Genomic DNA, 21477 nt, shown 5'->3' with positions numbered 1-21477 from the left:
TGCATGAGCGAACCCACACACGATGTCGTGATCATCGGCGGCGGCCACAACGGCCTGACCGCCGCCGCCTATCTGGCCCTGGCCGGTAAGAGCGTTCTCCTACTCGAGCAGGGCGAACTCGTCGGAGGCGCGGCCATCTCAGCCCAGGCCTTCCCCGGCGTCGACGCGCGGCTCTCGCGCTACTCCTACCTGGTCAGCCTGCTGCCGCAGCGGATCATCGACGAGCTCGGTCTCGAGATCGGGCTGGCCCGGCGCCGGTACTCCTCATACACCCCCGATCCGGCCGACACCCGAACCGGACTCCTGGTCGACCGCGGCGACGAGCCGGCCACCCGCGCCAGCTTCGACCGGGTCGGCGCGGCCGCGGATTTTTCCGCCTGGAATGCCTTCTACCGTGACACGGAGAGCGTTGCCCGGGCGATCTTCCCCACCGTCTGCGAGCCGCTGCCCACCCGCTCGGAGGCCAGGACCCTGCTCGGAGACGACAGGCTCTGGGAGCAGTTCTTCGAGCGGCCGCTCGGCGGTGCGCTCCGTGATCGCTTCCAGAACGACCTCGTGCGCGGGGTGGTCGCCACCGACGGCCTGATCGGCACCTTCACGTCGCTGGACAGTCCGGAGCTCAACGCGAACCGCTGCTTCCTCTACCACGTCATCGGCAACGGCACCGGGGACTGGGACGTGCCGGTCGGCGGCATGGGCGCCGTCTCCGGCGAGCTGGAGAAGGCCGCCCGGCAGGCCGGCGCCCGGATCGTGACGGAGGCCGAGGTCACCGGCGTCACGCCGGAGGGCGAGGTGAGCTACCGGCACCGCGGCGTCCTGCGGGTCGTTCAGGGTGCGCACGTGCTTGCCAACGTGGCCCCGTGGGTGCTGCGGGGTCTCCTCGGCGAGGCCGCGCCGGCATCCGTGCGCCTCGACGTCGAGCCGGGTGCCGGCCCGGGCGCCGGCTGGAGCGCGGGGCCCGACGCCAAACCGGAGGGCGCGCAGGTCAAGGTGAACCTGCTGCTCCGCCGACTGCCGCTGCTGCGCGACGAGGCCGTGTCCCCCGAGGCCGCGTTCGGCGGCACCTTCCACATCAATGAGACCCTGACCCAGCTGGAGAGCGCCTACGACCAGGCCGACCACGACGGCTTCCCCGAGTTGCTGCCCTGCGAGATCTACTGCCACTCGCTCAGTGACCCGAGCATCCTCTCCCCCGAGCTCGTCGCCGCCGGCGCGCAGACCCTCACGGTGTTCGCGCTGCACGCCCCGCACCGCTGGCTCACCGAGGAGAACAACGACGTCAGCCGCGACCGGCTGCAAGCCGCCGTTCTGGCGTCGCTGAATTCCGTTCTGGCCGAACCCATCGAGGACCTCTTGCTGACCGATGCCGACGGCCGGCCCTGCATCGAGACGAAGACCACGCTCGACCTGGAGCACGCCCTCAACCTCCCCGGCGGCAACATCTTCCACGGTCCTCTGGAATGGCCGTTCCTCGAGGATGACGCGCCGCGATCCACCGCGGCCGAGCGGTGGGGGGTGGCGACGGAGCATCCGCGGATTCTGATCTGTGGGGCGGGTGCCAGACGCGGCGGCGGCGTCAGCGGCATCGGTGGTCACAATGCGGCGATGGCGGTGCTCGAGGGGTAGGCGCCGGGTCCCGGCCCGAGGGCGTGGCTGTTGGTCCCCGCCCGGAGAAGGGCATAGTTTTGGACTGAGGCCCGTGCCTCACTCACCGTGGAGGTTCGCATGTCATTCAAGCCAACCGGACGCCTTGCCTATCGCGAAGACGGTCTGTACCTCATGCTCGACCGGCTCTTCAGCGCGTCGAAGGAAGACGTGTGGGCGAGCGTGAGCCGGTCCGCCGGCCTCCACGGCTGGATCGGAACCTACACGGGTGCTCCCGAGACCGGCGCCGTGCGCTTCAAGTTGGACGAAGCGGATGCCGAGTGGGAATACGTGAGCATCATCAAGTGCATCCCGCCGAAGCGGTTCACCGCCGACATCGGCGAGGGTGCCGCCGCCCGGCACGTGATCCTGCACCTCGTCGAGGGGGCGGGGATGACCACCCTCACCTTCGGCCAGCGCCTGCACTCCGCCGCCGAGGCCGCCACCGTCGGCCCGTTCTGGGACTACTACTTCGACCGCCTCGTGGCGGCGCGCACCGGCCAGCCGATACCCGCCCGGACCCACTACAAGCCCCACGTCGAGTACTACAGTGAGCTCATCCCGCCCAAGAAGGCCACCGAACCCACCGTCTAGTCCTGATCAATTGGTTGTGTCGCTCGCGGAGGTTCAAAGCTGATCCCCCGCGTGGACGCTGACACGGCAGGCACGGCGCGTGGACCGCGCTCCCACTCAGGTCCAGTGGCTGGGGGCGGCGGCGCGGGTGGCGGGCATCGCGACATCCGCGCTCCACTCGAGCAGCCAGGCCGGCACCGTCACGTCCTCGGGCACCGCGCCCACGGCGTCGACGAGCTCGTCGATGCCCACGACCCCACCGCTGCGCTTCAGGAACCGTCCGCGGATGAAGCCCTGCGCGTAGACCTCCGGGGTGCCGTCGGCGTCGGGCCGCACGAACCGTTGCTCCACGTAGACGGCCTTCTCGTCGAAGCCCAGGATGCGCGACTCCACCGTGAACTTCTGGCCGAGGGTCAGCGACTTGCGGAAACTGATCGTCTCCGACACCACCACCGGGTACCAGCCGCGCTTCAGGAAGATCGCCCAGATGCCGGTACGGTGCAGCATATCGAAGCGGGCGATGTCCATGATCGACAGGTAGACGCCGTTGTTCATGTGCCGAAGGATGTCTTGGTCGGTCGGCACAGTGATGAACCGGGTGCTGGCCACGTCGTAGTGGCCCAGGCGCGGGCCGAAGCGGGAGAGGACGGAGTGCAGGAGGGTGCGCCAGAGCATGTGCATCTTGAGAGGCTAGCCACCGGCGGTGCCGGGGCGCATTCTGCTGCCGCGAGCCACAAGCATCCGGGCCCGCACGACCGGAACCTGCACGATTACCACAGTGCCTCCGGTTCAGCGTGCCCGTTCCGCGGGTCACTCTCGACCGGACTCGGCGCACTCGCGACAGCGGATGCCCCGGACGCCCAGCCGGGTCTAACCTTTCGTATATGGTCCCGTTGCCCAACCTGCTGACGTTCGCGCTGGCATCCGTCGCCCTGATCATGCTGCCCGGACCCACCGTGCTGTTCGTGATCGGGCGGTCCCTGGCGCTCGGACGCCTCGGCGGTCTGCTGAGCGTGCTCGGCAACGCCCTCGGACTGATCCCGGTGGTCGCGGCCGTCGCGCTGGGCCTCGGCGCAATCGTGACCGGGTCCATCGTGGTGTTCACGACGATCAAGTTCGCCGGCGCCGCGTACATCGTCTACCTAGGCGTGCAGGCCATCCGACACCGGCACGCGGCCGCCCGGAGCCTCGGACTGAGCAGTGTGCCGAAGACGAAGTGGCGCCTGCTGGCCGAGGGATCGGTCGTGGGGATCAGCAACCCCAAGTCGATCGTGTTCTTCGTGGCCGTGCTGCCCCAGTTCGTGGACTACTCGGCCGGGGCCGTCCCGCTGCAGCTGCTGACCCTGGGCCTCGTGTTCGTGCTCCTGGCCCTGCTCGGCGACAGCGTGTGGGCCCTCGCGGCAGGCTCGGCCCGCGACTGGTTCGCCTCGTCCCCCCGCCGCATGGAGCACCTCTCCGCGGGCGGCGGCGTCATGATGATCGGCCTCGGCGGCGTGCTCGCCGCGACGGGCGCCCAAGCCTGACCTTGCCCCCCGGTGGTCGACCCCGGTTCCGGTATCGGCCCCGATGGTCGGGCCTGTCAGACCCGGTGAGCCGATGGCCGATGTCCGATGTCCGATGTCCGAAGGTTTCCCTGCGGCCCCATCTAGGCGACGGTTGCGACGGCCGCGAGCGGCACCCCGGCGACGCGGCGCACGTCGGCACCCAGGCGGCGGTAGACCTCTTGCAATTCCGGATGTGCGCCGTCCTGCTGCCAGGTGTGGCGCGTGTTGGTCTGCCTCCGGTCGTGGATCAGCGTGTCGACCGCGATGTGGCCGCCGGCGGAATCCCCGCCGAGCACGATCCGGTGGGGATCCCCGCCGAACTCCTCGATGTTGCGGGCCACCCAACGCAACACCTCGTTGCCGTCGTCCACGTAGTCGAGATCGAAATGGTAGTCGACGGCGTCGAGGGGTTCCGCGTTGAAGCGATGCAGCTCGCCGGGCGAGATGCGGTGCATCAGCGCCCGCCAGGCCCACACCGGGACGCGAGACAGGCTGGTTTCGCGGTGCTTCTTGGGGCGGGGCGGTTCGGGGCGGGTCTGGTGGCTCATCTGGCGGAGCTGCGGATCTGGTTCACCCCTGAACTGTAAGTGGTCCGCGAGCAAGCTGAGAAAGCCTCAGCTGCCGCTGCCCCTCCCGCGATTGCGAGATCGCGCGCCGGCGGCCGCACCCAACCCTCGGTTGGACAGGCCGCTCGTCGCGGGAGGATGCTGGGTACCATGGACTACACACAGCTCGGCCGCTCCGGCCTCGAGGTATCACGCCTCTGCCTCGGCACCATGAACTTCGGCCAGTGGACCCCGGAAGACGAGGCCCACGCGATCATGGACTCGGCCCGCGGCCACGGAATCAACTACCTCGACACTGCGAACGTCTACGGCGACAGCGCCGGCAAGGGCGGCACCGAGAAGATCATCGGCAACTGGTTCGCCCAGGGCGGTGCGCGCCGTGAGGGAACCGTGCTCGCGACCAAGCTCTACGGCGACATGAGCGGGTTGCCCAACGAAGGCAAGCTCTCCGCACTCAACATCAGGCGCGCGCTCGACGCCAGCCTCACCCGGTTGCAGACGGACTACATCGACGTCTACCAGTTCCACCACATTGACCGGAACACTCCGTGGGACGAGATCTGGCAGGCGATGGAGACGGCCGTCGCGCAGGGCAAGATCCTCTACGCCGGCAGCAGCAACTTCGCCGGCTGGCACATCGCCACCGCCCAGGCCGAGGCGACGCGGCGCAACTTCACCGGGCTGGTCAGCGAGCAGTCGATCTACAACCTGCTGACCCGTGACATCGAGCTCGAGGTCATTCCCTCCGCCGTCAGCAACGGCCTGGGCATCATCCCCTGGTCGCCGCTGCAGGGCGGGCTGCTGGCCGGGGTGCTTCGCAAGGAGCAGGAGGGCAAGCGCCGCCTGGAGGGCAAGGTCAGCGAGCTGCTCGAGAAGAACCGCGCCGCGATCGGGCAGTACGAGGACTTCTGCGCGGAGCTCGGCCATGAGCCGGGAGACGTCGGACTGGCCTGGTTGCTGCACCAGCCGGCGGTGACCGCCCCGATCGTGGGCCCGCGCACCCTGGGCCAGTTGGATGCCGCGGTGCGCGCACTCACGGTGAGCCTCGATTCCGCCTCCCTCACCCGGCTGGACGAGATCTTCCCCGGCCGACGGCCGGCGCCGGAGCACTACGCCTGGTGATGCCACCAGCCGACCGCCCTCAACCGGGGCCGGGCGACGCTCCGCCCCTCCCCCTCACCCTCACCCTCACCGTGGCCGCAAGGCCGGACACCGGCCTCGCCCGGGGATCGAAGGACTCATGAAGACCAGACTCATCGCCCAACACGAAGTCAGCGCCATCGGGCTCGGCGGCATGCCGATGTCGATAGAGGGGCGACCGGATGCCGCACGCTCCGTGGCCACGATTCACGCCGCCCTCGAGGCGGGCGTCACGCTCTTCGATACGGCGGATTCGTACCACGTGCACAGCGACGAGGTCGGCCACAACGAAACCCTCATTGCCGGCGCGATCGCGTCGTGGGGCGGCGACACGTCGAACGTGCTCGTGGCGACGAAGGGCGGGCACCTCCGGCCGGGGGACGGCACCTGGGCCGTGGACGGCCGTCCCGACCACCTGAAGCGGGCCGCCGAAGCGTCGCTGAAGCGCCTCGGCGGCGACGCCATCGGGCTCTACCAGTTCCACAGACCCGACCCGGCCGTGCCCTACGCCGACTCGATCGGGGCCCTGAGCGAGCTGCTCGATGCCGGCACGATCGAACTGGCCGGCATCTCCAACGTGAACCCGGAGCAGATCCTGATGGCCAGCGAGATCCTGGGCGGCCGCCTGACGTCCGTGCAGAACCAGTTCTCCCCGGCGTTCCGCAGCAGCGAGCCCGAGCTGAGGCTCTGCGACGAGCTCGGGATCGCGTTCATCCCCTGGAGTCCGCTCGGCGGCATCCGATCCGCCGAGTCACTCGGGGCTCGGTTCCCCGCGTTCGCGTCCGTCGCCGCCGAACGCGGAGTGAGTCCGCAGGTGGTCTGCCTCGCCTGGCACCTGTCGAAGTCGCCTCACGTGATCCCGATCCCGGGAGCCTCCCGCCCGGAGAGTATCCGCGATTCGGTTCAGGCGACCGAGTTCACGCTCACAGCGGAGGAGTCGGCGACGCTCGACGCCGCCTGAGCGCGCACGGCCGGCACGGCGTTCCGGGGGTGCCTAGTGGTGTTTCAGGTCGGCGGGGGCTCCGCCGAACACGCCCGTGGCCTCCAGCACGGCCCGGCCCAGCGTGTGGGAGTGCAGGGTGAACCCGAGTACGGCCGGGGTCGAGTCCGGGTCGACGTCGAGTCTGGCCACGTCGACCGCGTACACGATGAACTGGTACCGGTGCGTGCCGGTGCCGGCCGGCGGTCCCGCGCCGACGAAGGCCGGCCGCCGGGCCTCATTGGGCAGGGTGACCGCGCCAGGGGGCAGCAGGCGCCCGCCCGACGCTCCGGCCCCGGCCGGCAGGGAGGTGCAGGTCGCCGGCAGGTTGAAGACCGCCCAGTGCCAGTACCCGGAACCGGTCGGCGCGTCGGGGTCGTACACGGTCACGGCGAAACTCTTCGTCCCGGCCGGGAACCCCGACCAGGACAGCTGCGGCGACATGTTCCGGCCACCGGACCCCAGGCCGAACTGCGCCGCGGCGAGCGGGGCCCCGTCGGTCATGTCGGTGCTGGTCAGGGTGAAGAGCGGGACCTCGCAGAAGCGGGCGAGGGGGTCATTCCGGGCCACGTTGCCTCCAATGGTTGCCAACAGTTTAGACGACCGTCCCGCACGGCGCCCTGCTGGAGCGAACCGGCGTGCACGGAGCGGACCCGGCGTTTGGCTTGCGGGACTCGGCGTGAACCACGCGTCAAGCTCGGTAAAATGGCGTGGTGGCCATTCCGAAGATCCTGCTCTACTACGTCTTCACCCCGCTGGCCGACCCCGAGGCCGTGCGCCTCTGGCAGCGAGACCTGTGCGAATCGCTGGGCCTGCGCGGGCGAATCCTGATCTCCACCGACGGCCTCAACGGCACCGTCGGCGGCGATCTTCCCGCGATCAAGCGCTATCTGCGCAAGACTCGGGACTACGCCCCGTTCAAGAATCTTGACGTCAAGTGGAGCGAGGGCACCGGGCTCGATGAGCAGGGCTTGAGCCTCGACTTCCCCCGGCTGGTCGTGAAGGTGCGGGATGAGATCGTGAGCTTCGGCGCACCCGGCGAGTTGCGCGTCGACGCCGGCGGCGTGGTCGGCGGCGGCGCCAAGCTCTCCCCGGCTGAGCTGCACGCCCTCGTCGGTGAGCGCGGCGACGAGGTCGTTCTCTTTGACGGCCGCAACGCGTTCGAGGCCGAGATCGGCCGCTTCCAGAACGCGATCGTGCCGGATGTCGCCAACACCCGCGAGTTCGTGGCTCTGCTGGAGAGCGGCACGTACGACCACCTCAAGGACCAGCCCGTCGTCACCTACTGCACCGGCGGCATCCGCTGCGAGGTGCTCAGTTCTCTGATGAAGGAGCGCGGCTTCGGCGAGGTCTACCAGCTTGACGGCGGCGTCGTGCGCTACGGCGAGGCCTTCGGCGACGACGGCCTCTGGAACGGTTCGCTCTACGTCTTCGACCAGCGGATGTCGCTGAACTTCAGCGACCACACCGCCGTGATCGGGCGCTGCTCGGTGTGCGGCGAACCGACGAAGAATCTGCTCAACTGCCGGGATGCCTCCTGCCGGGAACAGCTCGTCGTCTGCCCGGGCTGCGTCGCCGCCACGGCCCCGGCGTGCGCGGCCCACGCCACCGCCCACGCTGACGCGCACGCCGGGGCCTGACCGGTCGCGGTGCGCCCTCTCGCCGATGCCGACCTGCTCCTTGCCCGAGGCAGGAGGCGGTGCCGTGATTGGAGGCCGTGATTGGATGCACTGTGACCTTTGATGCGCAGACGATCCGACCCAGCTTTCCCGCCCTCTCCACCGGCACGGCCTTCTTCGATGGCCCGGGCGGCACCCAGACCCCGTTGGCGGTCGGTTCCGCGATCGCGTCGACCCTGACCGGGCCACTCTCGATCCGGGGAACGGGCAGCGCTTCCCAGCAGAACGCGGAGGACGCCGTCACCGGATTCCGGAGCGCCATGGCGGATCTGCTCGGCGCCGAAGAACGCGGAATCGTCTACGGGCGCAGCGCCACGCAGCTGACCTACGACCTGGCGAACGCCCTGTCATCCGGATGGGGCCCGGGCGACGAGGTCGTGGTCACCCGGCTCGACCACGACGCGAACATCCGCCCATGGATGCAGGCCGCCGACCGGGCCGGCGCCACGGTGCGTTGGGCGGACTTCGACCCGGCCACCGGTGAGCTGAGCGTCCCGGACATCGCCGCGGTCCTCAGCGAGCGCACCCGGCTGGTAGCCGTGACCGCCGCCTCCAACCTGATCGGCACCCGCCCTCCGGTGGCGGCGATCGCCCGGCTCGCACATTCCGTCGGCGCGCTCCTGTACGTCGACGGCGTGCACTACACGCCGCACGCGTCGGTGGACGTCGCGGCGCTGGGAGCGGACTTCTTCGTCTGCTCGGCCTACAAGTTCTTCGGTCCGCACTGCGGGATTCTCGCTGCCGCGCCCGCGCTGCTCGAATCGATCCATCCCGACAAGCTGGTGCCCTCGAGCGACCAGGTGCCCGAGCGTTTCGAGTTGGGCACGCTCCCCTATGAGACGATGGCGGGGGTCACGGCCGCCGTCGAATTCCTCGCCGGCCTCGGCGGCGCCGCGCCGGCCGGGGCCTCTCGGCGGGAGCGCCTGATCCGCTCGTCCCAGGCTCTCGAACACCACGAGGAGACCCTGCGCAGCGAACTGGAGGCCGGCCTGGCGGAGCTGCCGGGGGCACGACTGCACTCGAGGGCTGCCGTGCGCACACCCACCGTGCTGGTCACGTTCGCCGGCCACGACACCGCGGATGCGTCCCGCCACCTGTGCAAGCAGGGTATCCTCGCCCCCGCCGGCTCGTTCTACGCCCTCGAAGCCTCCCGGCACCTCGGACTCGGCGACCGTGGCGGCCTGCGGATCGGCCTGGCCCCGTACAACACCGTCGACGAGGTGGGCCGGCTGCTCGCCGCGCTGCGCGTCTTCCTCCGCATTACCTGACCCGACCGTCTCCGCCCCTAGGCTGGAACCAGATCCCAGCGAACGACTACCAGCGCGGGACTACCAGCAACGAAGGGGGAACGGATGCCGGTCGGCGCGGTCATCGAGTTCAGCAACATCACCAAGACGTTCGGCAGCGTCACCGCGGTGGACAACCTGTCGTTCACCGTGGAGCCCGGCCGGGTCACCGGCTTTCTCGGCCCCAACGGCGCCGGAAAGACCACCACGCTGCGCATGCTGCTCGGGCTGGTCGCGCCCACGTCCGGCACGGCCACCATCGACGGCATCCGCTACCGTGACCTGCCCCGCCCGCTGCAGACCGTCGGGGCCGCCCTGGAGGCAGCCAGCTTCCATCCCGGCCGCAGTGCCCGGAACCACCTGGCGGTCTACGCCATCGCGGCGGGGCTGCCCTCCGCCCGCATCGACGCGGTGCTGCACACGGTCGGCCTCGGCGCACACGGCGCCCAGCGTGTCGGCGGCTTCTCGCTGGGCATGCGGCAGCGGCTCGGCCTGGCCTTCACCCTGCTCGGCGACCCCGGCGTGCTCGTGTTGGACGAGCCGATCAACGGGCTCGACCCGGAGGGGATCAAATGGATCCGCGGCTTCCTCCGCACCATGGCCGACGAGGGGCGCACTGTCCTGGTCAGCTCCCACCTGCTCTCCGAGGTGCAGCAGAGCGTCGACGACGTGATCATCATCGCCGACGGAGCCCTCGTGCACCGAGGCACCCTGTCGAGCCTCGAGACCGAGGCGGCGCCGCGCATCCTGGTCGACTCCCCCGACCGCACGGCTCTCGAGGCCGCCCTCAGCCAAGCCGGCATCGAGTTTTCCACCGGGCGCACCGGGTTGTTCGCCGCTGCACCCGACCCGGCCCTGATCGGCCACATCGCGTTCTCGGCCGGCGTGGAACTCAGCGCTTTGCACCGGGAGAGGAAGGGGCTCGAGGATGCCTTCCTCGCCCTCGTGAACGGCAACGCAAACGGAAACGGAGGCGAGTCGCGATGACGTCCTTCATCCGCGCCCTCGGCGCCGAGTTCGCCAAGCTCGGCACAACGCGCCTGTGGTGGGTCCTCGCCGCGGTCATGTTCGGTTATATCGCCCTGCTCGCCGGCGGCCTCTCGGCGCTGTTCGCGGGGATCGAGAGCGGCGCGATCAGCCCGGATGCCGCCGGTGCCGGATCCCAGGGACTCGCCGGGTTCGGCAGCCTCCCACCCCTGATCTACAGCTTCGCGTCATCCGTCGGCTATGTCTTCCCGGTTCTGCTCGGGGCCCTCGCCACCACGGGCGAATTCCGGCACCAGACCCTCACCCCCACATTCCTCGCCAATCCCCGGCGGGCCCAGGTGCTCGGGGCCAAGACGATCACTCTCTTCGTGGTCGGCGCGGTCTTCGGGGTCGTCGCGCTGCTCGCATCCGTCGGCGTCGGCGCGCTCGTCATCAGCGCGTTCGACGTCGACCCGCTGCTGGCCGATAGCGCCACCTGGGCACTGATCGGCCGCACGGTGCTCGCCATGGCCATCTGGTCGACCATCGGTGTGGGCCTCGGCGTGCTCGTGCCCAGCCAGGTGGCGTCGATCGTCATCGTGCTCGCCTTCACCCAGTTCGTCGAACCGCTGTTGCGCTTCGCGTCCCTGTTCACCGACGTGACGCGAGGAATCGGCAACTATCTGCCGGGGGCCGCCTCCGATGCCCTGGTCGGCGCGAGCTTTTTCACCCTCGCCGCGCCGGGCGGCACCACGGCGGCGCTGCTCGAGTGGTGGCAGGGCGGGCTCGTCCTCCTGGCCTACATGCTCGCCGCGACCGTGATCGGCTATGCGGTCAGCTGGAAGCGCGACGTCACCTGACCACCTGACTCGAACGCCCGCGTAGTCTCGACGCATGGGTATTGAGACTGAGTTCCGGGCCATCGTCGTCGACCGCACCGTAGATGCCGAGGGCCGGAAGACGCAGAGCGCGGCACTCCGCGTGGTCGACGACGGCTTCCTGATGGCCGGCGACGTCACCATCGCTGTCGAGTACTCAAGCATCAACTACAAGGACGGGCTCGCCCTGATGGGCCGCCCCGGGGTCGTGCGCGCCTGGCCCCTGATCGCCGGGATCGACCTGGTCGGAACGGTCGAGCAGAGCGCCGACCCGCGCTGGTCGGCCGGAGACCAGGTCATCCTCAACGGGGCCGGTCTGAGCGAAACGCACCACGGCGGGTTGGCCGAACGGGCCCGCGTGTCGGGGGCCTCCCTGGTGCGGCTGCCGAACGGTATCAGCGCCGTGCGGGCCGCTGCGATCGGCACGGCGGGGTTCACCGCCATGCTGTCCGTACTCGGCCTCGAACGGGGTGGAGTCACACCGGAATCCGGTGCCGTGCTGGTGACCGGCGCGGCCGGCGGGGTCGGCAGCATTGCCGTGGCACTGCTCGCCGCCCGCGGCTTCCAGGTGCACGCGTCAACCGGCCGCATCGACGAGCTCGGGGACTACCTGCGCGGGCTCGGCGCCGTCGAGCTCGTCGATCGCGGCACCCTCAGCGAGGCCGGCAAACCGCTGCAGGGCCAGCGCTGGGCCGGGGCCGTCGACTCGGTCGGCAGCGCCACCCTCGCCAACGTCCTCGCCCAGACGAACTACGGCGGAGTGGTCACCTCCTGCGGCCTGGCCCAGGGAGCCGACCTTCCGGCCACGGTCATGCCCTTCATCCTGCGCGCCGTCAGCCTGATCGGGATCAATTCGGTCGAGGCCCCGCTCGCCCAGCGCGAGGAGGCCTGGCAGCGCCTCGCCACGGACCTCGACCTGGGCCTGCTCGACCAGCTCACCCAGGTGATCCCGCTGGAGGCGAGCTTCACTGCCGCCGCGGGCATCCTGGCGGGCACCATGCACGGTCGCACCGTCGTCGACGTGCGCCGCTAGCGCGCTTCGGTTCGACAGCGGACATGCTCGACCAGCGGGACGGTCAACCGCCGAGCTTGAGCGACGCGATCAGGTCCGGGGCGTGGTTGGTGGTCAGGATCACCCGGGAGAACTCATCGTCGATGAGGTCGATCACGACCGCCTGGCGCTTGCGCTTGATCGCCAGGAAGTCCTTGCCGCCGCGGAACTTCCAGGTGCCCACCGCGACCACCTGCGGCAGGCCCACCCCGGGAGAACGGATCCCGCGGATCCAGATCCACGGGTCATCCGTGATCGTCACCGAACGGATGTTCCCGCGCGGTACGACGATGTCCTCGCGCCGCAGGGCGAGGGTCTTCTCCGCTTTCGTGAGGTGGATCTCAAGCCGGTCAGAGTGAACGCGGAGGGAAGCCATGCGTCTAGTCTGCCTGTTCCGAGGCAAAATCCACCTGTCGGAACCTCACAAAGGAATAACTCCCGGGTGTACGGGTCACACCTACGGGTCACACCTGCGGGGTCGCGGCGGCCGCGGCCTTCGCTGCGGCAGGGAGGGCATCAAGGATCCAGCCGACCGCGCTCTCGTCGTGGGCGTTGGAGACGAACCAGGCCTCGAACACGGACGGCGGCAGCGAAACTCCCTGATCCAGCATGGAGTGGAAGAACGGACCGTAGCGGAACGTCTCCTGGCGCTGCACCTGCGCGTAATCCCGAGGCGCGCTGGCCGCTGCTTCCGCACCGAATACGAAGCTGAACAGGTTACCGGCCCGCTGCACGCTGTGCGCGACGCCCTCGGCCGAGAAGGCGGCGGAGACGGCCTCGGAGAGCAGCAGCGCGGTCGCGTCGATGCGCTCGTAGACGCTCTCGTCCAGGGCCCGCAGGGTGGCGATGCCGGCGGCGACCGCCACCGGGTTCCCGGAGAGCGTGCCGGCCTGGTAGACCGGGCCGTTCGGAGCCAGGAAGTCCATCACGTCGGCGCGACCGCCGAGGGCCGCCACCGGCAGGCCTCCGCCGATGACCTTGCCGTAGGTGAACAGGTCCGGCGTGTAGTCCGCCTGCCCCTGGCCCATGGTGTCCAGTCCCCAGTAGCCGGCCGGATGCACGCGGAAGCCGGTGAGGACCTCGTCGATGATCAGGAGCGCGCCATGCTCGTGCGCGAGGGCGGTGAGCGCGGCGTTGAAGCCGGCGTCGGGAGCCACGACACCCATGTTCGCCGCCGCCGCCTCGGTGATCACGGCGGCGATCCGGCCAGGGTGCGCCTCGAAGGCGACTCGTACGGCATCCAGGTCGTTGTACGGCAGCACGAGGGTCTGCGCGGCCGTCGCCGCCGTGACCCCGGCCGAGCCGGGCAGGGCCAGCGTGGCCAGGCCGGACCCTGCCTGAGCCAGCAGTCCGTCCGAGTGACCGTGGTAGTGCCCGGCGAACTTGATCAGCAGGTCACGACCGGTGAAACCGCGAGCCAGACGGATGGCCGTCATGGTGGCCTCGGTGCCGGTCGAGACCAGGCGCAGCTTCTCGACCGCGCCGACGCGTTCCTCGATCAGTTCGGCCAGGATGGTCTCGCCGGGCGTGGAGGCACCGAAGGACAGGCCGAGCGCGGCGGCATCCTGCACGGCCTGCACGACCTCCGGGTGGGCGTGGCCGAGGATGGCCGGGCCCCAGGAGCTGACCAGGTCGACGTATTCGCGCCCGTCCGAGTCGGTGACGTAGGCGCCCTTCGCTTTCACCAGGAACAGCGGGGTACCCCCGACCGACCGGAAGGCCCGAACGGGTGAGTTCACTCCGCCGGGGATGGCGCGCTGCGCGCGGGCGAAGAGATCGTCGTTGCGGGACATCATCGGGCCTGTCTTTCGTTGAACCAGGTGGCCAGTTCGACCGCCCAGTAGGTGAGCACGGCGTCCGCTCCGGCGCGACGGATGCTGAGCACGGACTCCTCGACGGCCCGGCGGCGGTCGATCCAGCCGTGGGCGGCGGCGGCCTCAATCATCGCGTATTCACCGGACACCTGGTAGGCCCAGACCGGAACGTCACTGACGGCGGCGACCTCGGCGAGCACGTCGAGATAGCTGCCGGCGGGCTTCACCATCACGATGTCGGCGCCCTCCTGGATGTCGAGCCGGGCCTCACGCACGCCCTCCCGGCGGTTCGCCGGGTCGAGCTGGTAGCTGCGCCGGTCACCGTCGAGGGTTGACTCCACCGCGTCGCGGAAGGGACCGTAGAAGGCCGAGGCGTACTTGGCCGAGTAGGCGAGCACGGCCGTATCGACGTAGCCGTTCTGGTCGAGCGCCTGGCGCACGGCGGCAACCTGGCCGTCCATCATTCCGCTCAGGCCGAGCAGCTGCGAGCCGGAGGCCGCCTGCACGAGCGCCATGTCGCAGTAGCGCTCGAGGGTGGAATCGTTGTCGACGCTGCCGTCTGCGCCGACCAATCCGCAGTGGCCGTGGTCGGTGAACTCGTCGAGGCAGAGGTCGGTCTGCACGACGAGGGCGTCGCCGACCTCGTCGGCCAGCGCGCGGGTGGCGGCGTTGAGGATGCCGTCGGGATCGGTCGCCCCGGAGCCGACGGCGTCGCGCACGGTCGGCACCCCGAAGAGCATGACGCCGCCGATGCCCGCTTCCGCGGCCTCGGTCACCGCCCGCCGGGCGCTGTCAATGGTGTGCTGAACCACCCCGGGCATCGACTGGATCGGCATCGGGTCGCCGCTGCCCTCCCGCACGAACATCGGAAGAACCAATTCGGAGGGGTGCAGACGGATTTCGCTGGCCAGGCGACGGAGCGCGGGAGTGGTGCGCAACCGTCGCGGGCGGATGACGGGGTTTATCACCCGTCAACCCTACGTCGCCGGGCCGGGCGTGCGCGAACCGTCAGCGGGACTGGGCGACGTGCACCAGGGCCTGGATCAGAGACTCGGCGCTGGGCGAGTCGGCCACGACGTCGACACGCAGGCCGATGGCCGCCGCATCCCGCGCCGTCCGCGGCCCGATGCAGGCCACCACGGTCGATTCGGGGATCGGCCCGAGTTGATCCTGCACCTGCTGCGCCACGCTTCCGGAGGTGACGAGCAGGGCCTGGACGGTGCCGGCCGCGACGTCCGCGACGACGCGCTGGTCGACCGGGACGCCGATGGTACGGTATGCGACGACCGATTCGACGTCGTGGCCGATCCGGCGCAGCCCCTCGGTCAGCAGTGGCTTGGCGATTTCCGAGCGGAGGGTGAGGATGCGCAGCGGCACCTGGCCCGAGGTGGCCGTTTCCCACTCCTCGAGGAGTCCCCGGGCCGAGTTGTCTTCGGAGGGGACGATGTCGACCCGGTAACCGGCCGCGATCAGGGCCGCGGCCGTCGTCTCGCCGACCGCCGCGATGCGCGTGGACGCGGCCACGACGGCACGGTGCGACGACAGAACGTCGACGGTCGTGGCGCTGGTCACGGTCATCCAGTCGAAGTCGCCCGCCGCGAGACGTGCCAGGGCGGCCTCGAGCGCGGGGGCGTCGTCGGTCGGGGCGAAGTTGATCATGGGGGCCACGATCGGCTGGGCGCCCTTGGAGCGCAGGTCGGCGGCGACGTGGTCGCCCCACGGGCCGCCGCGCGGCACGAGAACCCGCCAGCCGGTGAGCGGCTTGGCGAGGCTGGTTTTTGTCTTGTAGCGCGAGTTCATCACGAAGTCACCTTCATCGGGGCGAAGTCGGCAGCGCCGCCGGCGAGCAGGTCACACGAAACACGGTTGGACACGTCTTGCGCGGCCTCGGCCAGGTGCGCAAGGGAGTGGGAGTCGGGGGTCGCGGCATGGGAGCTCACGACGCTTCGGGAGCCGTCCGGGCTGTACACCGTGGCGGTGAGGAACAGGAGTCCATCGTCGATCGCGGCCATGGCGCCGATGGGCGCGGCGCAGCCGGCTTCGAGCCGCTCCAGCACCAGACGCTCGGCCATGACGGTGGTCTGGCTGGTCGAGTGGTTGATCGCAGTGAGGGCCGTGGCGAGAGTACGGTCGAGCTTCCCGTCGCGCACCTCGAGCGCGAGCGCTCCCTGGCCGGGTGCGGTCGGCCAATCCGACAGTTCCAGGTATTCGCCGTCCACGGACTCGAGCAGCGCCAGCCGGCTGAGGCCCGCGGCGGCGAGCACGACGGCGTCGAGGTCGCCCACGGCCACACGGTTCAGACGGGTCTCCACGTTGCCACGGATGTCCACGACGTCCAGATCCGGGCGCAGCGATCGCAGCTGAGCGGCCCGGCGCGGTGACCCTGTGCCGACTCGCGCGCCCTCGGGCAGGGTGGTCAGGTTCAGCCCATCGCGGGCGCACAGCACGTCGCGCGCATCCGCACGCTTCGGGGTGGCGCCGATCCGGAGACCCGGGTAGGCGGCCGTCGGCAGGTCCTTGAAGGAGTGCACGACGACGTCGCATTCTTCGGCCAGGAGCGACTCCCGCAGGGCGCTGGCGAAGACGCCCGTGCCGCCCAGGCTCGACAGAGACTCACGGGAGGTGTCGCCGTGCGTCGTGACCGTGACGATTTCGACCTCGGAGCCGGACGCGGTCGCGATGCGGTTCGCAATCGCAGTGGTCTGCGCCAGGGCGAGCGCGCTGCCACGGGTTCCGACGCGGATCAGGCTCACGGAGCCATCCCGGCGACGGCCGGCTTGAATCCCAGGCGCACGTTCTCGCAGCAACCGGGGCGGCAGACGTCGTACCAGGGTCCGAGGTCGGTCTCGTGCGGACGAGCGTCGGCGGGCGTGTCGTTCATACGCTCCTCAACCAGGTCGATGAGCCCGCTCACGAAGGCCGGGTCGACGCCGGGCGTCGGCACGCGCACGGACACCAGGCCGAGGTCCCCGGCGGTCTCGGTGGCCTCGTTGTCGAGGTCCCACATGACCTCCATGTGGTCACTGACGAAGCCGAGCGGCACGATGACGATGGCACGGATGCCCCGCTCCGGCAGCAACGCGATGGCGTCGTTGATGTCGGGCTCGAGCCACGGCATGGTGGGCGGCCCGCTGCGGGACTGGAAGACCAGCTGCCACGGGGTGTCCACCCCGACCATGACCTTCTGGGCGACGGCGAGGTGCTGCGCCGCATAGGCGCCACCCTCGCCGAAGCCGCGCTCGGCCGGGCCGCTCTTGTTGGCGTCGGTCATCGGGATCGAGTGGGTCGAGAACAGGATTTCGACCTCGGTGGCCAGGTCGATTTCGGGGACCTGGGCCGCGACATCCGCGAGCCCCTTCTGGAGGGCGGTCACGAACGGGGTGACGAATCCGGGGTGGTCGAAGAACTGGCGCACCTTGTCGATGTGCACCACGCCCTCCAACCCGGTCGCGGTCAGCGCGGCCGCGAAGTCCTCACGGTACTGGCGGCAGCCGGAGTAGGAGCTGTAGGCGCTGGTGGCGATGGCCAGGAGCCGGGTCTGGCCGTTGTCGTTGGCCTCGCTGATGGTGTCGCGCAGGTAGGGTGCCCAGTTGCGGTTGCCCCAGAGCACGGGCAGGTCGATGCCGCGACGTTCCAGTTCGGCCTGGAGCGCGGCGCGCAGCACACGGTTCTGGTCGTTGATCGGGCTGACCCCGCCGAAGTGGCGGTAGTGCTTGGCGACCTCTTCGAGGCGCTCCTCGGGGATGCCGCGCCCACCGGTGACGTTGCGCAGGAACGGGATCACATCGTCCTGACCCTCGGGGCCGCCGAAGCCGGCGAGCAGGATGGCATCGTAGGTAGTCATTACTGCAGAACCTCCACCAGTTCGGCCGTCGAGATGCGGCGGCCGGTGTAGAACGGGACCTCTTCGCGCACGTGGCGGCGCGCCTCGGTGTTGCGCAGTTCGCGCATCAGGTCGACGAGCTCGGTGAGCTCGTCGCTTTCGATCGGCAGCAGCCACTCGTAGTCGCCGAGGGCGAACGAGGAGACGGTGTTGGCGATGGCTCCGCGGAAGGCCGCGCCCTTGCGTCCGTGGTCGGCGAGCATGGCGCTGCGCTCGGCCTCCGGCAGCAGGTACCACTCGTAGCTGCGCACGAACGGGTAGAGGGTCAGCCAGCCCTTCGGCTCCACTCCGCGCAGGAACCCAGGCACATGGCTCTTGTTGAACTCGGCGTCGCGGTGCACGCCCATGGCGTTCCAGGTCGGCAGGAGGCTCTTGAGGAGGCGGCTACGACGCAGCTGGCGGTGGGCCCACTGCAGGGTCTCGGCGTCCGGTGCGTGGGTCCAGATCATCACGTCGGCGTCGGCGCGGAGCCCGGAGACGTCGTAGAAGCCGCGGACGGTGACGCCCTCGGCCTCAACCAGACCGATGACGTCGTCGAGCTCCAGTACGGCTCGGGGCACATCGTGGCCGTCGAGGTCGTCCGGGTTGCTCGGATCCTTGCGCAGCACAGCGAAGAGCGTGAAACCCTGCGGCGACGCGTCTGGCACGTCAGTCGTTCCGTGGGTCTCGGCAGAGGTGGTGGAGTGAGGTGGGTTTACTGCCTCTCCGGCAGCCGGGTGAGTCATAACTACTAGTCTCTACTCCTTTGCCGCGAGAGCCAAAACTGCGCGGTCGGGTACCGGCTTCCGTTGGCCTCAGCGGCGCTGCACGCCCCTGACACCGAGCCAGACGGCGCCCACCGCGACCGTGGCCGCGCCCAAGACGATGCCGGCCAGTGCGAGGGGATTCTTTTCGCCGAGTTCCCGCAGGCGCACGTTGACCAGGCGCGAGCGCACGCGCAACTGCCTCGGCACGTTGAGCCGGTACTCGATCGCGTCGAGCGTTTGCGCGAGTTCGACGCGGGCACGGGCGACCTCGGCGCGCAACTCGGTCTTGGTGCGCGGAACGGCCTCAACCGTGACAGCTTCGACGCTCCCGCGGACGGCCTCATGTGTCGTCGTGTTCACTTCAGTGCTCATATTTGCCAATTCCCTTGAGGGCGTCGACGTCGCGACGGATGCTCTCCGTCACGCCGTCCGGATCCGATGACGTTCCCGCCTGCAGCCGGTTTCTGCCGATCAGCCCCAACAGGAGCGCGAGCAGCAACAGGGCGACCGCCACGATCAGGGTCGCGAGCCAGAGCGGCAGGACGAGGGCGAGCGCGATGACCGCGAGGGCGACCAGCACCAGGGCCGCGAAGAACGCGAACAGGGCCGCCCCGACGAAGAGCCCGATGCCCAGCCCGATGTTTTTGGCCTTACCGGCGAACTCCGCCTTGGCCGCGTCGAGTTCGGCCTTGACCAGGGCGACGATCTGACCGGGCAACTCACCGAGAAGGTCGAACGTCGATTTCCGGCTCTTCGGGTTGAATTCGCTGTTTCTCACAGTTTCCCCTTCGTTCGGAGTGTCGCGGTGATTATTTCGTGGCGGTGTCGCCGGCGGCCGTCGTCGGTGCGGGCGGCGTCGGCGTCGGCGTCGGCACGGTGTAACTGGTTCCGGACGTCTTGGACGTCTTGGACTGCAGGACCGAGGCGATCTTCTTGCCGGTCTCGAGGAGTGCCGACGGCACACCCCCGACCCGCTCGAGCGCGAAGTCGCGGGCCTCGTTCACCCGGCGCTGAACGGGCGGCGCGTTCCACAGGTTGTCTGCCGCGGCCACGATCTGGTCGTAGCGCTTGCGCCCGGCGCGCGCGCCGAGGACGTATCCGACGAGTCCACCCGTGATGAACAGAAGCTTTCCCCGCATTGTGACTCCATTCATCAAGGTGCACGTGTCCCTCAGAGTATCCCCCATTAGGGATAGCAGCAGGTCGGCGCGGCCGGTGACCCGGTGATCAGATGCCGAGGGCCGCGTGCCGGGTGCGGGAGGCCGCGGCGACGGCATCCGGGATCACCGAGGCCAGGCCGGTGCCGGCGAGCCACGCACCCGTGAGTTCGAGCCCCGGGGTGGCGGCCACGACCTCGCGCACCTGGTCGACTCGCTCGGGCGCGCCGACGGTCGCGGGCGAGAGGGCATCGCCCCAGACCGTGCGCGCGAAACCGCGCACGGCGGTCGCGTCGAGGTCGACGCCCAGGATCGTGCGGGCGTCCGCCAGGGACAGCGCGAGGAGCTCGTCATCGCGGAGAACGGCGGTGGGGCTGTCCTGGCCGGCGCGACCGTAGGACAGACGGATGACGTGTCGGCCCGGTCCGGCGGCCTCGGCCAGCCACTCCCACTTTGCGGTCACGTGGGTGAGCGCCTTGGCGGTGACCCCGGGGGTCGCGGCCGCGACCAGCACGCCGGTGCCGCGCGGGTGCACGTCGAGCTCCGGGGCGTCGATGACGATCGTGGCCAGCTCGATCGCCGTCGGCTGCGGCCAGTCGAGTTCGGCGAGCGCCGCATGGGCCGGGCTCAGGCCGGCCAGTAGGCCGAGCGCCTGCGCGCCTGGAGTCGCGATGATCACGAAGCGGGCGTCCAGGGTGGTCTCCGCCGCCGCGGCTGCCGGCGCGTCTGCGTCCGCCGCCGTGTCCGGTGCCACGCAGGTGGCCGTCCAGGTGGCCGTCCAGGTGGGCGCGTCCTCGGTGCCGGAGCGCTGCAGGGCGGTGACCGGGGCATCCGTCACGATCTCGGCGCCGAAGTGCACGAGGTCGGCCACCAGAGCGGTCACGAGCCGGAACATGCCGCCGCGGAGCCCGGACACGTTCGAGCCGGCCGGGGCGCCGGAGCGCAAAGACAGCACGGCCCCGGAGAGCGAACCCGTCACCGTGAGGGCGGAGTTGAGGCCCGGGGCCACGACGTTGATCTCGAGATCGTCGGCAGCGGACGAGTACACCCCGGCGGTCACGGGTTCGACGAGCCGTTCGAGCACGCGGCGCCCCATCCGCTTGCGCACGAGTTCACCCAGGCTGTGTTCCCGGCCGATCGTCAACACCGGCATCAGCCGGTCCGCGTAGGCGCGCCAGGCGCCACTCCAGCCGATCACGCGGCGCACGTCGTCGGCGAGCGGAGAACCGGGGATGCCGAGCACGCCGGCCTTGGGCAGCGGAACGCTGACCGAACCATTCGGCACGCGGTCGTCGGGCAGGTGCAGCCAGGCGCCGGCGGGGTTCGGCGCGACAACCTCGTCGGACAGGCCGAGGTCGGCGATGAACTCGGCCACCACGTCCCGCCGCACGGCGAAGCTCTCGGCACCGCTGTCGAGGGTGAGGCCGGCCACCTGGTGGCTGCCGAGTGCTCCGCCCGGCACACCGGTGGCTTCGAGCACGGTCACGCTGAGTCCGACCCGGGCGCAGGCTCGGGCGGCGATCAGGCCCGCCACCCCTCCACCGATGACGATGACGTCTTTCATTCGCGCC

Annotated in this window: 24 protein-coding genes; 10 read left to right on the top strand and 14 right to left on the bottom strand. The window is 70.0% G+C overall.

Annotated features, from left to right (window positions below; translation table 11 throughout):
- Positions 1 to 3 precede the first annotated feature (3 nt).
- Entirely contained in the window at positions 4 to 1626 is a 1623-nt protein-coding gene (locus E3O22_RS05840) for an NAD(P)/FAD-dependent oxidoreductase (protein ID WP_134394418.1), read from the top strand.
- Positions 1627 to 1725: 99 nt separating this feature from the next.
- Positions 1726 to 2238, top strand: a complete 513-nt coding sequence (locus E3O22_RS05835; protein WP_134394419.1) for a hypothetical protein — start codon at positions 1726 to 1728, stop codon at positions 2236 to 2238.
- A 96-nt stretch (positions 2239 to 2334) separates the two neighbouring features.
- On the opposite strand, the gene E3O22_RS05830 is transcribed toward E3O22_RS05835, so the two are convergent.
- Entirely contained in the window at positions 2335 to 2898 is a 564-nt protein-coding gene (locus E3O22_RS05830) for a thioesterase family protein (RefSeq protein WP_134394420.1), read from the bottom strand.
- A gap of 203 nt (positions 2899 to 3101) precedes the next feature.
- On the opposite strand from E3O22_RS05830, the gene E3O22_RS05825 reads away from it, so the two are divergent.
- On the top strand, positions 3102 to 3740 hold the full coding sequence (locus E3O22_RS05825; RefSeq protein ID WP_134394421.1) for a LysE family translocator: 639 nt from the start codon (positions 3102 to 3104) through the stop codon (positions 3738 to 3740).
- 122 nt (positions 3741 to 3862) lie between these two features.
- On the opposite strand, the gene E3O22_RS05820 is transcribed toward E3O22_RS05825, so the two are convergent.
- Positions 3863 to 4309: an alpha/beta hydrolase gene (locus E3O22_RS05820; protein WP_134394422.1), complete on the bottom strand. Its 447-nt coding sequence runs from the start codon at positions 4307 to 4309 to the stop codon at positions 3863 to 3865.
- A 168-nt stretch (positions 4310 to 4477) separates the two neighbouring features.
- Here E3O22_RS05820 and E3O22_RS05815 point away from each other — a divergent pair, with 168 nt between their 5' ends.
- Together E3O22_RS05815 and E3O22_RS05810 are read left to right on the top strand one after the other, a co-directional pair.
- Positions 4478 to 5449, top strand: a complete 972-nt coding sequence (locus tag E3O22_RS05815; RefSeq protein ID WP_134394423.1) for an aldo/keto reductase — start codon at positions 4478 to 4480, stop codon at positions 5447 to 5449.
- Positions 5450 to 5567: 118 nt separating this feature from the next.
- Positions 5568 to 6428 (top strand): aldo/keto reductase, encoded by an 861-nt coding sequence (locus tag E3O22_RS05810; RefSeq protein ID WP_134394424.1) that lies wholly within the window; start codon positions 5568 to 5570, stop codon positions 6426 to 6428.
- 33 nt (positions 6429 to 6461) lie between these two features.
- Here the strand turns inward: E3O22_RS05810 and E3O22_RS05805 are convergent, their stop codons facing one another.
- The gene (locus tag E3O22_RS05805) at positions 6462 to 6950 is read right to left on the bottom strand and encodes a YbhB/YbcL family Raf kinase inhibitor-like protein (RefSeq protein WP_134394453.1); all 489 of its coding nucleotides are present in this window, start codon (positions 6948 to 6950) and stop codon (positions 6462 to 6464) included.
- Between the two features lie 209 nt (positions 6951 to 7159).
- On the opposite strand from E3O22_RS05805, the gene E3O22_RS05800 reads away from it, so the two are divergent.
- The 5 genes from E3O22_RS05800 to E3O22_RS05780 all read left to right on the top strand — a co-directional run bounded on the left by E3O22_RS05800 (position 7160) and on the right by E3O22_RS05780 (position 12288).
- Positions 7160 to 8086, top strand: a complete 927-nt coding sequence (locus E3O22_RS05800) for a rhodanese-related sulfurtransferase (RefSeq protein WP_134394425.1) — start codon at positions 7160 to 7162, stop codon at positions 8084 to 8086.
- A gap of 92 nt (positions 8087 to 8178) precedes the next feature.
- On the top strand, positions 8179 to 9393 hold the full coding sequence (locus E3O22_RS05795; protein ID WP_134394426.1) for a cysteine desulfurase-like protein: 1215 nt from the start codon (positions 8179 to 8181) through the stop codon (positions 9391 to 9393).
- Between the two features lie 84 nt (positions 9394 to 9477).
- Positions 9478 to 10398 (top strand): ABC transporter ATP-binding protein, encoded by a 921-nt coding sequence (locus E3O22_RS05790; protein ID WP_134394427.1) that lies wholly within the window; start codon positions 9478 to 9480, stop codon positions 10396 to 10398.
- Positions 10395 to 11237 (top strand): ABC transporter permease, encoded by an 843-nt coding sequence (locus tag E3O22_RS05785; protein ID WP_134394428.1) that lies wholly within the window; start codon positions 10395 to 10397, stop codon positions 11235 to 11237. The genes E3O22_RS05790 and E3O22_RS05785 overlap by 4 nt, the downstream gene beginning before the upstream one ends.
- A gap of 34 nt (positions 11238 to 11271) precedes the next feature.
- Positions 11272 to 12288, top strand: a complete 1017-nt coding sequence (locus E3O22_RS05780) for an MDR family oxidoreductase (RefSeq protein WP_134394429.1) — start codon at positions 11272 to 11274, stop codon at positions 12286 to 12288.
- 43 nt (positions 12289 to 12331) lie between these two features.
- On the opposite strand, the gene E3O22_RS05775 is transcribed toward E3O22_RS05780, so the two are convergent.
- The 11 genes from E3O22_RS05775 to hemG all read right to left on the bottom strand — a co-directional run bounded on the left by E3O22_RS05775 (position 12332) and on the right by hemG (position 21470).
- The gene (locus tag E3O22_RS05775; protein WP_134394430.1) at positions 12332 to 12682 is read right to left on the bottom strand and encodes a hypothetical protein; all 351 of its coding nucleotides are present in this window, start codon (positions 12680 to 12682) and stop codon (positions 12332 to 12334) included.
- Between the two features lie 88 nt (positions 12683 to 12770).
- Positions 12771 to 14099: a glutamate-1-semialdehyde 2,1-aminomutase gene (gene hemL, locus E3O22_RS05770; RefSeq protein ID WP_134394454.1), complete on the bottom strand. Its 1329-nt coding sequence runs from the start codon at positions 14097 to 14099 to the stop codon at positions 12771 to 12773.
- A complete protein-coding gene (gene hemB / locus E3O22_RS05765; protein ID WP_369828346.1) occupies positions 14099 to 15085 on the bottom strand; it encodes a porphobilinogen synthase in 987 nt (328 codons plus the stop codon). The genes hemL and hemB overlap by 1 nt, the downstream gene beginning before the upstream one ends.
- 43 nt (positions 15086 to 15128) lie before the next feature.
- Positions 15129 to 15920 (bottom strand): uroporphyrinogen-III synthase, encoded by a 792-nt coding sequence (locus E3O22_RS05760; RefSeq protein WP_134394455.1) that lies wholly within the window; start codon positions 15918 to 15920, stop codon positions 15129 to 15131.
- Positions 15920 to 16873, bottom strand: coding sequence for a hydroxymethylbilane synthase (gene hemC / locus E3O22_RS05755; RefSeq protein WP_134394431.1), 954 nt, complete (start codon positions 16871 to 16873; stop codon positions 15920 to 15922). Before hemC ends, E3O22_RS05760 begins: the two co-directional genes overlap by 1 nt.
- On the bottom strand, positions 16870 to 17964 hold the full coding sequence (locus E3O22_RS05750) for a ferrochelatase (protein WP_134394432.1): 1095 nt from the start codon (positions 17962 to 17964) through the stop codon (positions 16870 to 16872). Before E3O22_RS05750 ends, hemC begins: the two co-directional genes overlap by 4 nt.
- Positions 17964 to 18650, bottom strand: a complete 687-nt coding sequence (gene hemQ / locus E3O22_RS05745; protein WP_241976533.1) for a hydrogen peroxide-dependent heme synthase — start codon at positions 18648 to 18650, stop codon at positions 17964 to 17966. Before hemQ ends, E3O22_RS05750 begins: the two co-directional genes overlap by 1 nt.
- Before the next feature lie 147 nt (positions 18651 to 18797).
- Positions 18798 to 19121, bottom strand: a complete 324-nt coding sequence (locus E3O22_RS05740; protein WP_134394434.1) for a DUF3618 domain-containing protein — start codon at positions 19119 to 19121, stop codon at positions 18798 to 18800.
- Positions 19111 to 19527, bottom strand: coding sequence for a phage holin family protein (locus E3O22_RS05735; RefSeq protein WP_166784576.1), 417 nt, complete (start codon positions 19525 to 19527; stop codon positions 19111 to 19113). Before E3O22_RS05735 ends, E3O22_RS05740 begins: the two co-directional genes overlap by 11 nt.
- Before the next feature lie 31 nt (positions 19528 to 19558).
- Entirely contained in the window at positions 19559 to 19888 is a 330-nt protein-coding gene (locus E3O22_RS15865) for a hypothetical protein (protein WP_166784575.1), read from the bottom strand.
- 88 nt (positions 19889 to 19976) lie between these two features.
- Positions 19977 to 21470, bottom strand: a complete 1494-nt coding sequence (hemG, locus tag E3O22_RS05730; protein WP_134394436.1) for a protoporphyrinogen oxidase — start codon at positions 21468 to 21470, stop codon at positions 19977 to 19979.
- Positions 21471 to 21477 lie beyond the last annotated feature (7 nt).

The organism is Cryobacterium sp. TMT2-18-2 (assembly GCF_004402245.1).
In the GTDB taxonomy this organism is placed as follows: Bacteria; Actinomycetota; Actinomycetes; order Actinomycetales; family Microbacteriaceae; genus Cryobacterium; species Cryobacterium sandaracinum.
The sequence above is the reverse complement of the archived record's forward strand: the minus strand, read 5'-3'. Positions and strand labels throughout refer to the sequence as shown.

Bases quoted from the DNA above. Each gene is read 5' to 3' on its own strand.
- E3O22_RS05780 (WP_134394429.1), top strand. From the start codon at position 11,272: ATGGGTATTGAGACTGAGTTCCGGGCCATCGTCGTCGACCGCACCGTA.
- E3O22_RS05790 (WP_134394427.1), top strand. From the start codon at position 9,478: ATGCCGGTCGGCGCGGTCATCGAGTTCAGCAACATCACCAAGACGTTC.
- E3O22_RS05835 (WP_134394419.1), top strand. From the start codon at position 1,726: ATGTCATTCAAGCCAACCGGACGCCTTGCCTATCGCGAAGACGGTCTG.
- E3O22_RS15865 (WP_166784575.1), bottom strand. From the start codon at position 19,888: ATGCGGGGAAAGCTTCTGTTCATCACGGGTGGACTCGTCGGATACGTC.
- E3O22_RS05750 (WP_134394432.1), bottom strand. From the start codon at position 17,964: ATGACTACCTACGATGCCATCCTGCTCGCCGGCTTCGGCGGCCCCGAG.
- hemG (WP_134394436.1), bottom strand. From the start codon at position 21,470: ATGAAAGACGTCATCGTCATCGGTGGAGGGGTGGCGGGCCTGATCGCC.
- E3O22_RS05785 (WP_134394428.1), top strand. From the start codon at position 10,395: ATGACGTCCTTCATCCGCGCCCTCGGCGCCGAGTTCGCCAAGCTCGGC.
- E3O22_RS05740 (WP_134394434.1), bottom strand. From the start codon at position 19,121: ATGAGCACTGAAGTGAACACGACGACACATGAGGCCGTCCGCGGGAGC.
- E3O22_RS05815 (WP_134394423.1), top strand. From the start codon at position 4,478: ATGGACTACACACAGCTCGGCCGCTCCGGCCTCGAGGTATCACGCCTC.
- hemL (WP_134394454.1), bottom strand. From the start codon at position 14,099: ATGTCCCGCAACGACGATCTCTTCGCCCGCGCGCAGCGCGCCATCCCC.
- E3O22_RS05820 (WP_134394422.1), bottom strand. From the start codon at position 4,309: ATGAGCCACCAGACCCGCCCCGAACCGCCCCGCCCCAAGAAGCACCGC.
- E3O22_RS05775 (WP_134394430.1), bottom strand. From the start codon at position 12,682: ATGGCTTCCCTCCGCGTTCACTCTGACCGGCTTGAGATCCACCTCACG.
- E3O22_RS05810 (WP_134394424.1), top strand. From the start codon at position 5,568: ATGAAGACCAGACTCATCGCCCAACACGAAGTCAGCGCCATCGGGCTC.
- E3O22_RS05825 (WP_134394421.1), top strand. From the start codon at position 3,102: ATGGTCCCGTTGCCCAACCTGCTGACGTTCGCGCTGGCATCCGTCGCC.
- E3O22_RS05830 (WP_134394420.1), bottom strand. From the start codon at position 2,898: ATGCACATGCTCTGGCGCACCCTCCTGCACTCCGTCCTCTCCCGCTTC.
- E3O22_RS05805 (WP_134394453.1), bottom strand. From the start codon at position 6,950: ATGACCGACGGGGCCCCGCTCGCCGCGGCGCAGTTCGGCCTGGGGTCC.
- E3O22_RS05760 (WP_134394455.1), bottom strand. From the start codon at position 15,920: ATGAACTCGCGCTACAAGACAAAAACCAGCCTCGCCAAGCCGCTCACC.
- E3O22_RS05840 (WP_134394418.1), top strand. From the start codon at position 4: ATGAGCGAACCCACACACGATGTCGTGATCATCGGCGGCGGCCACAAC.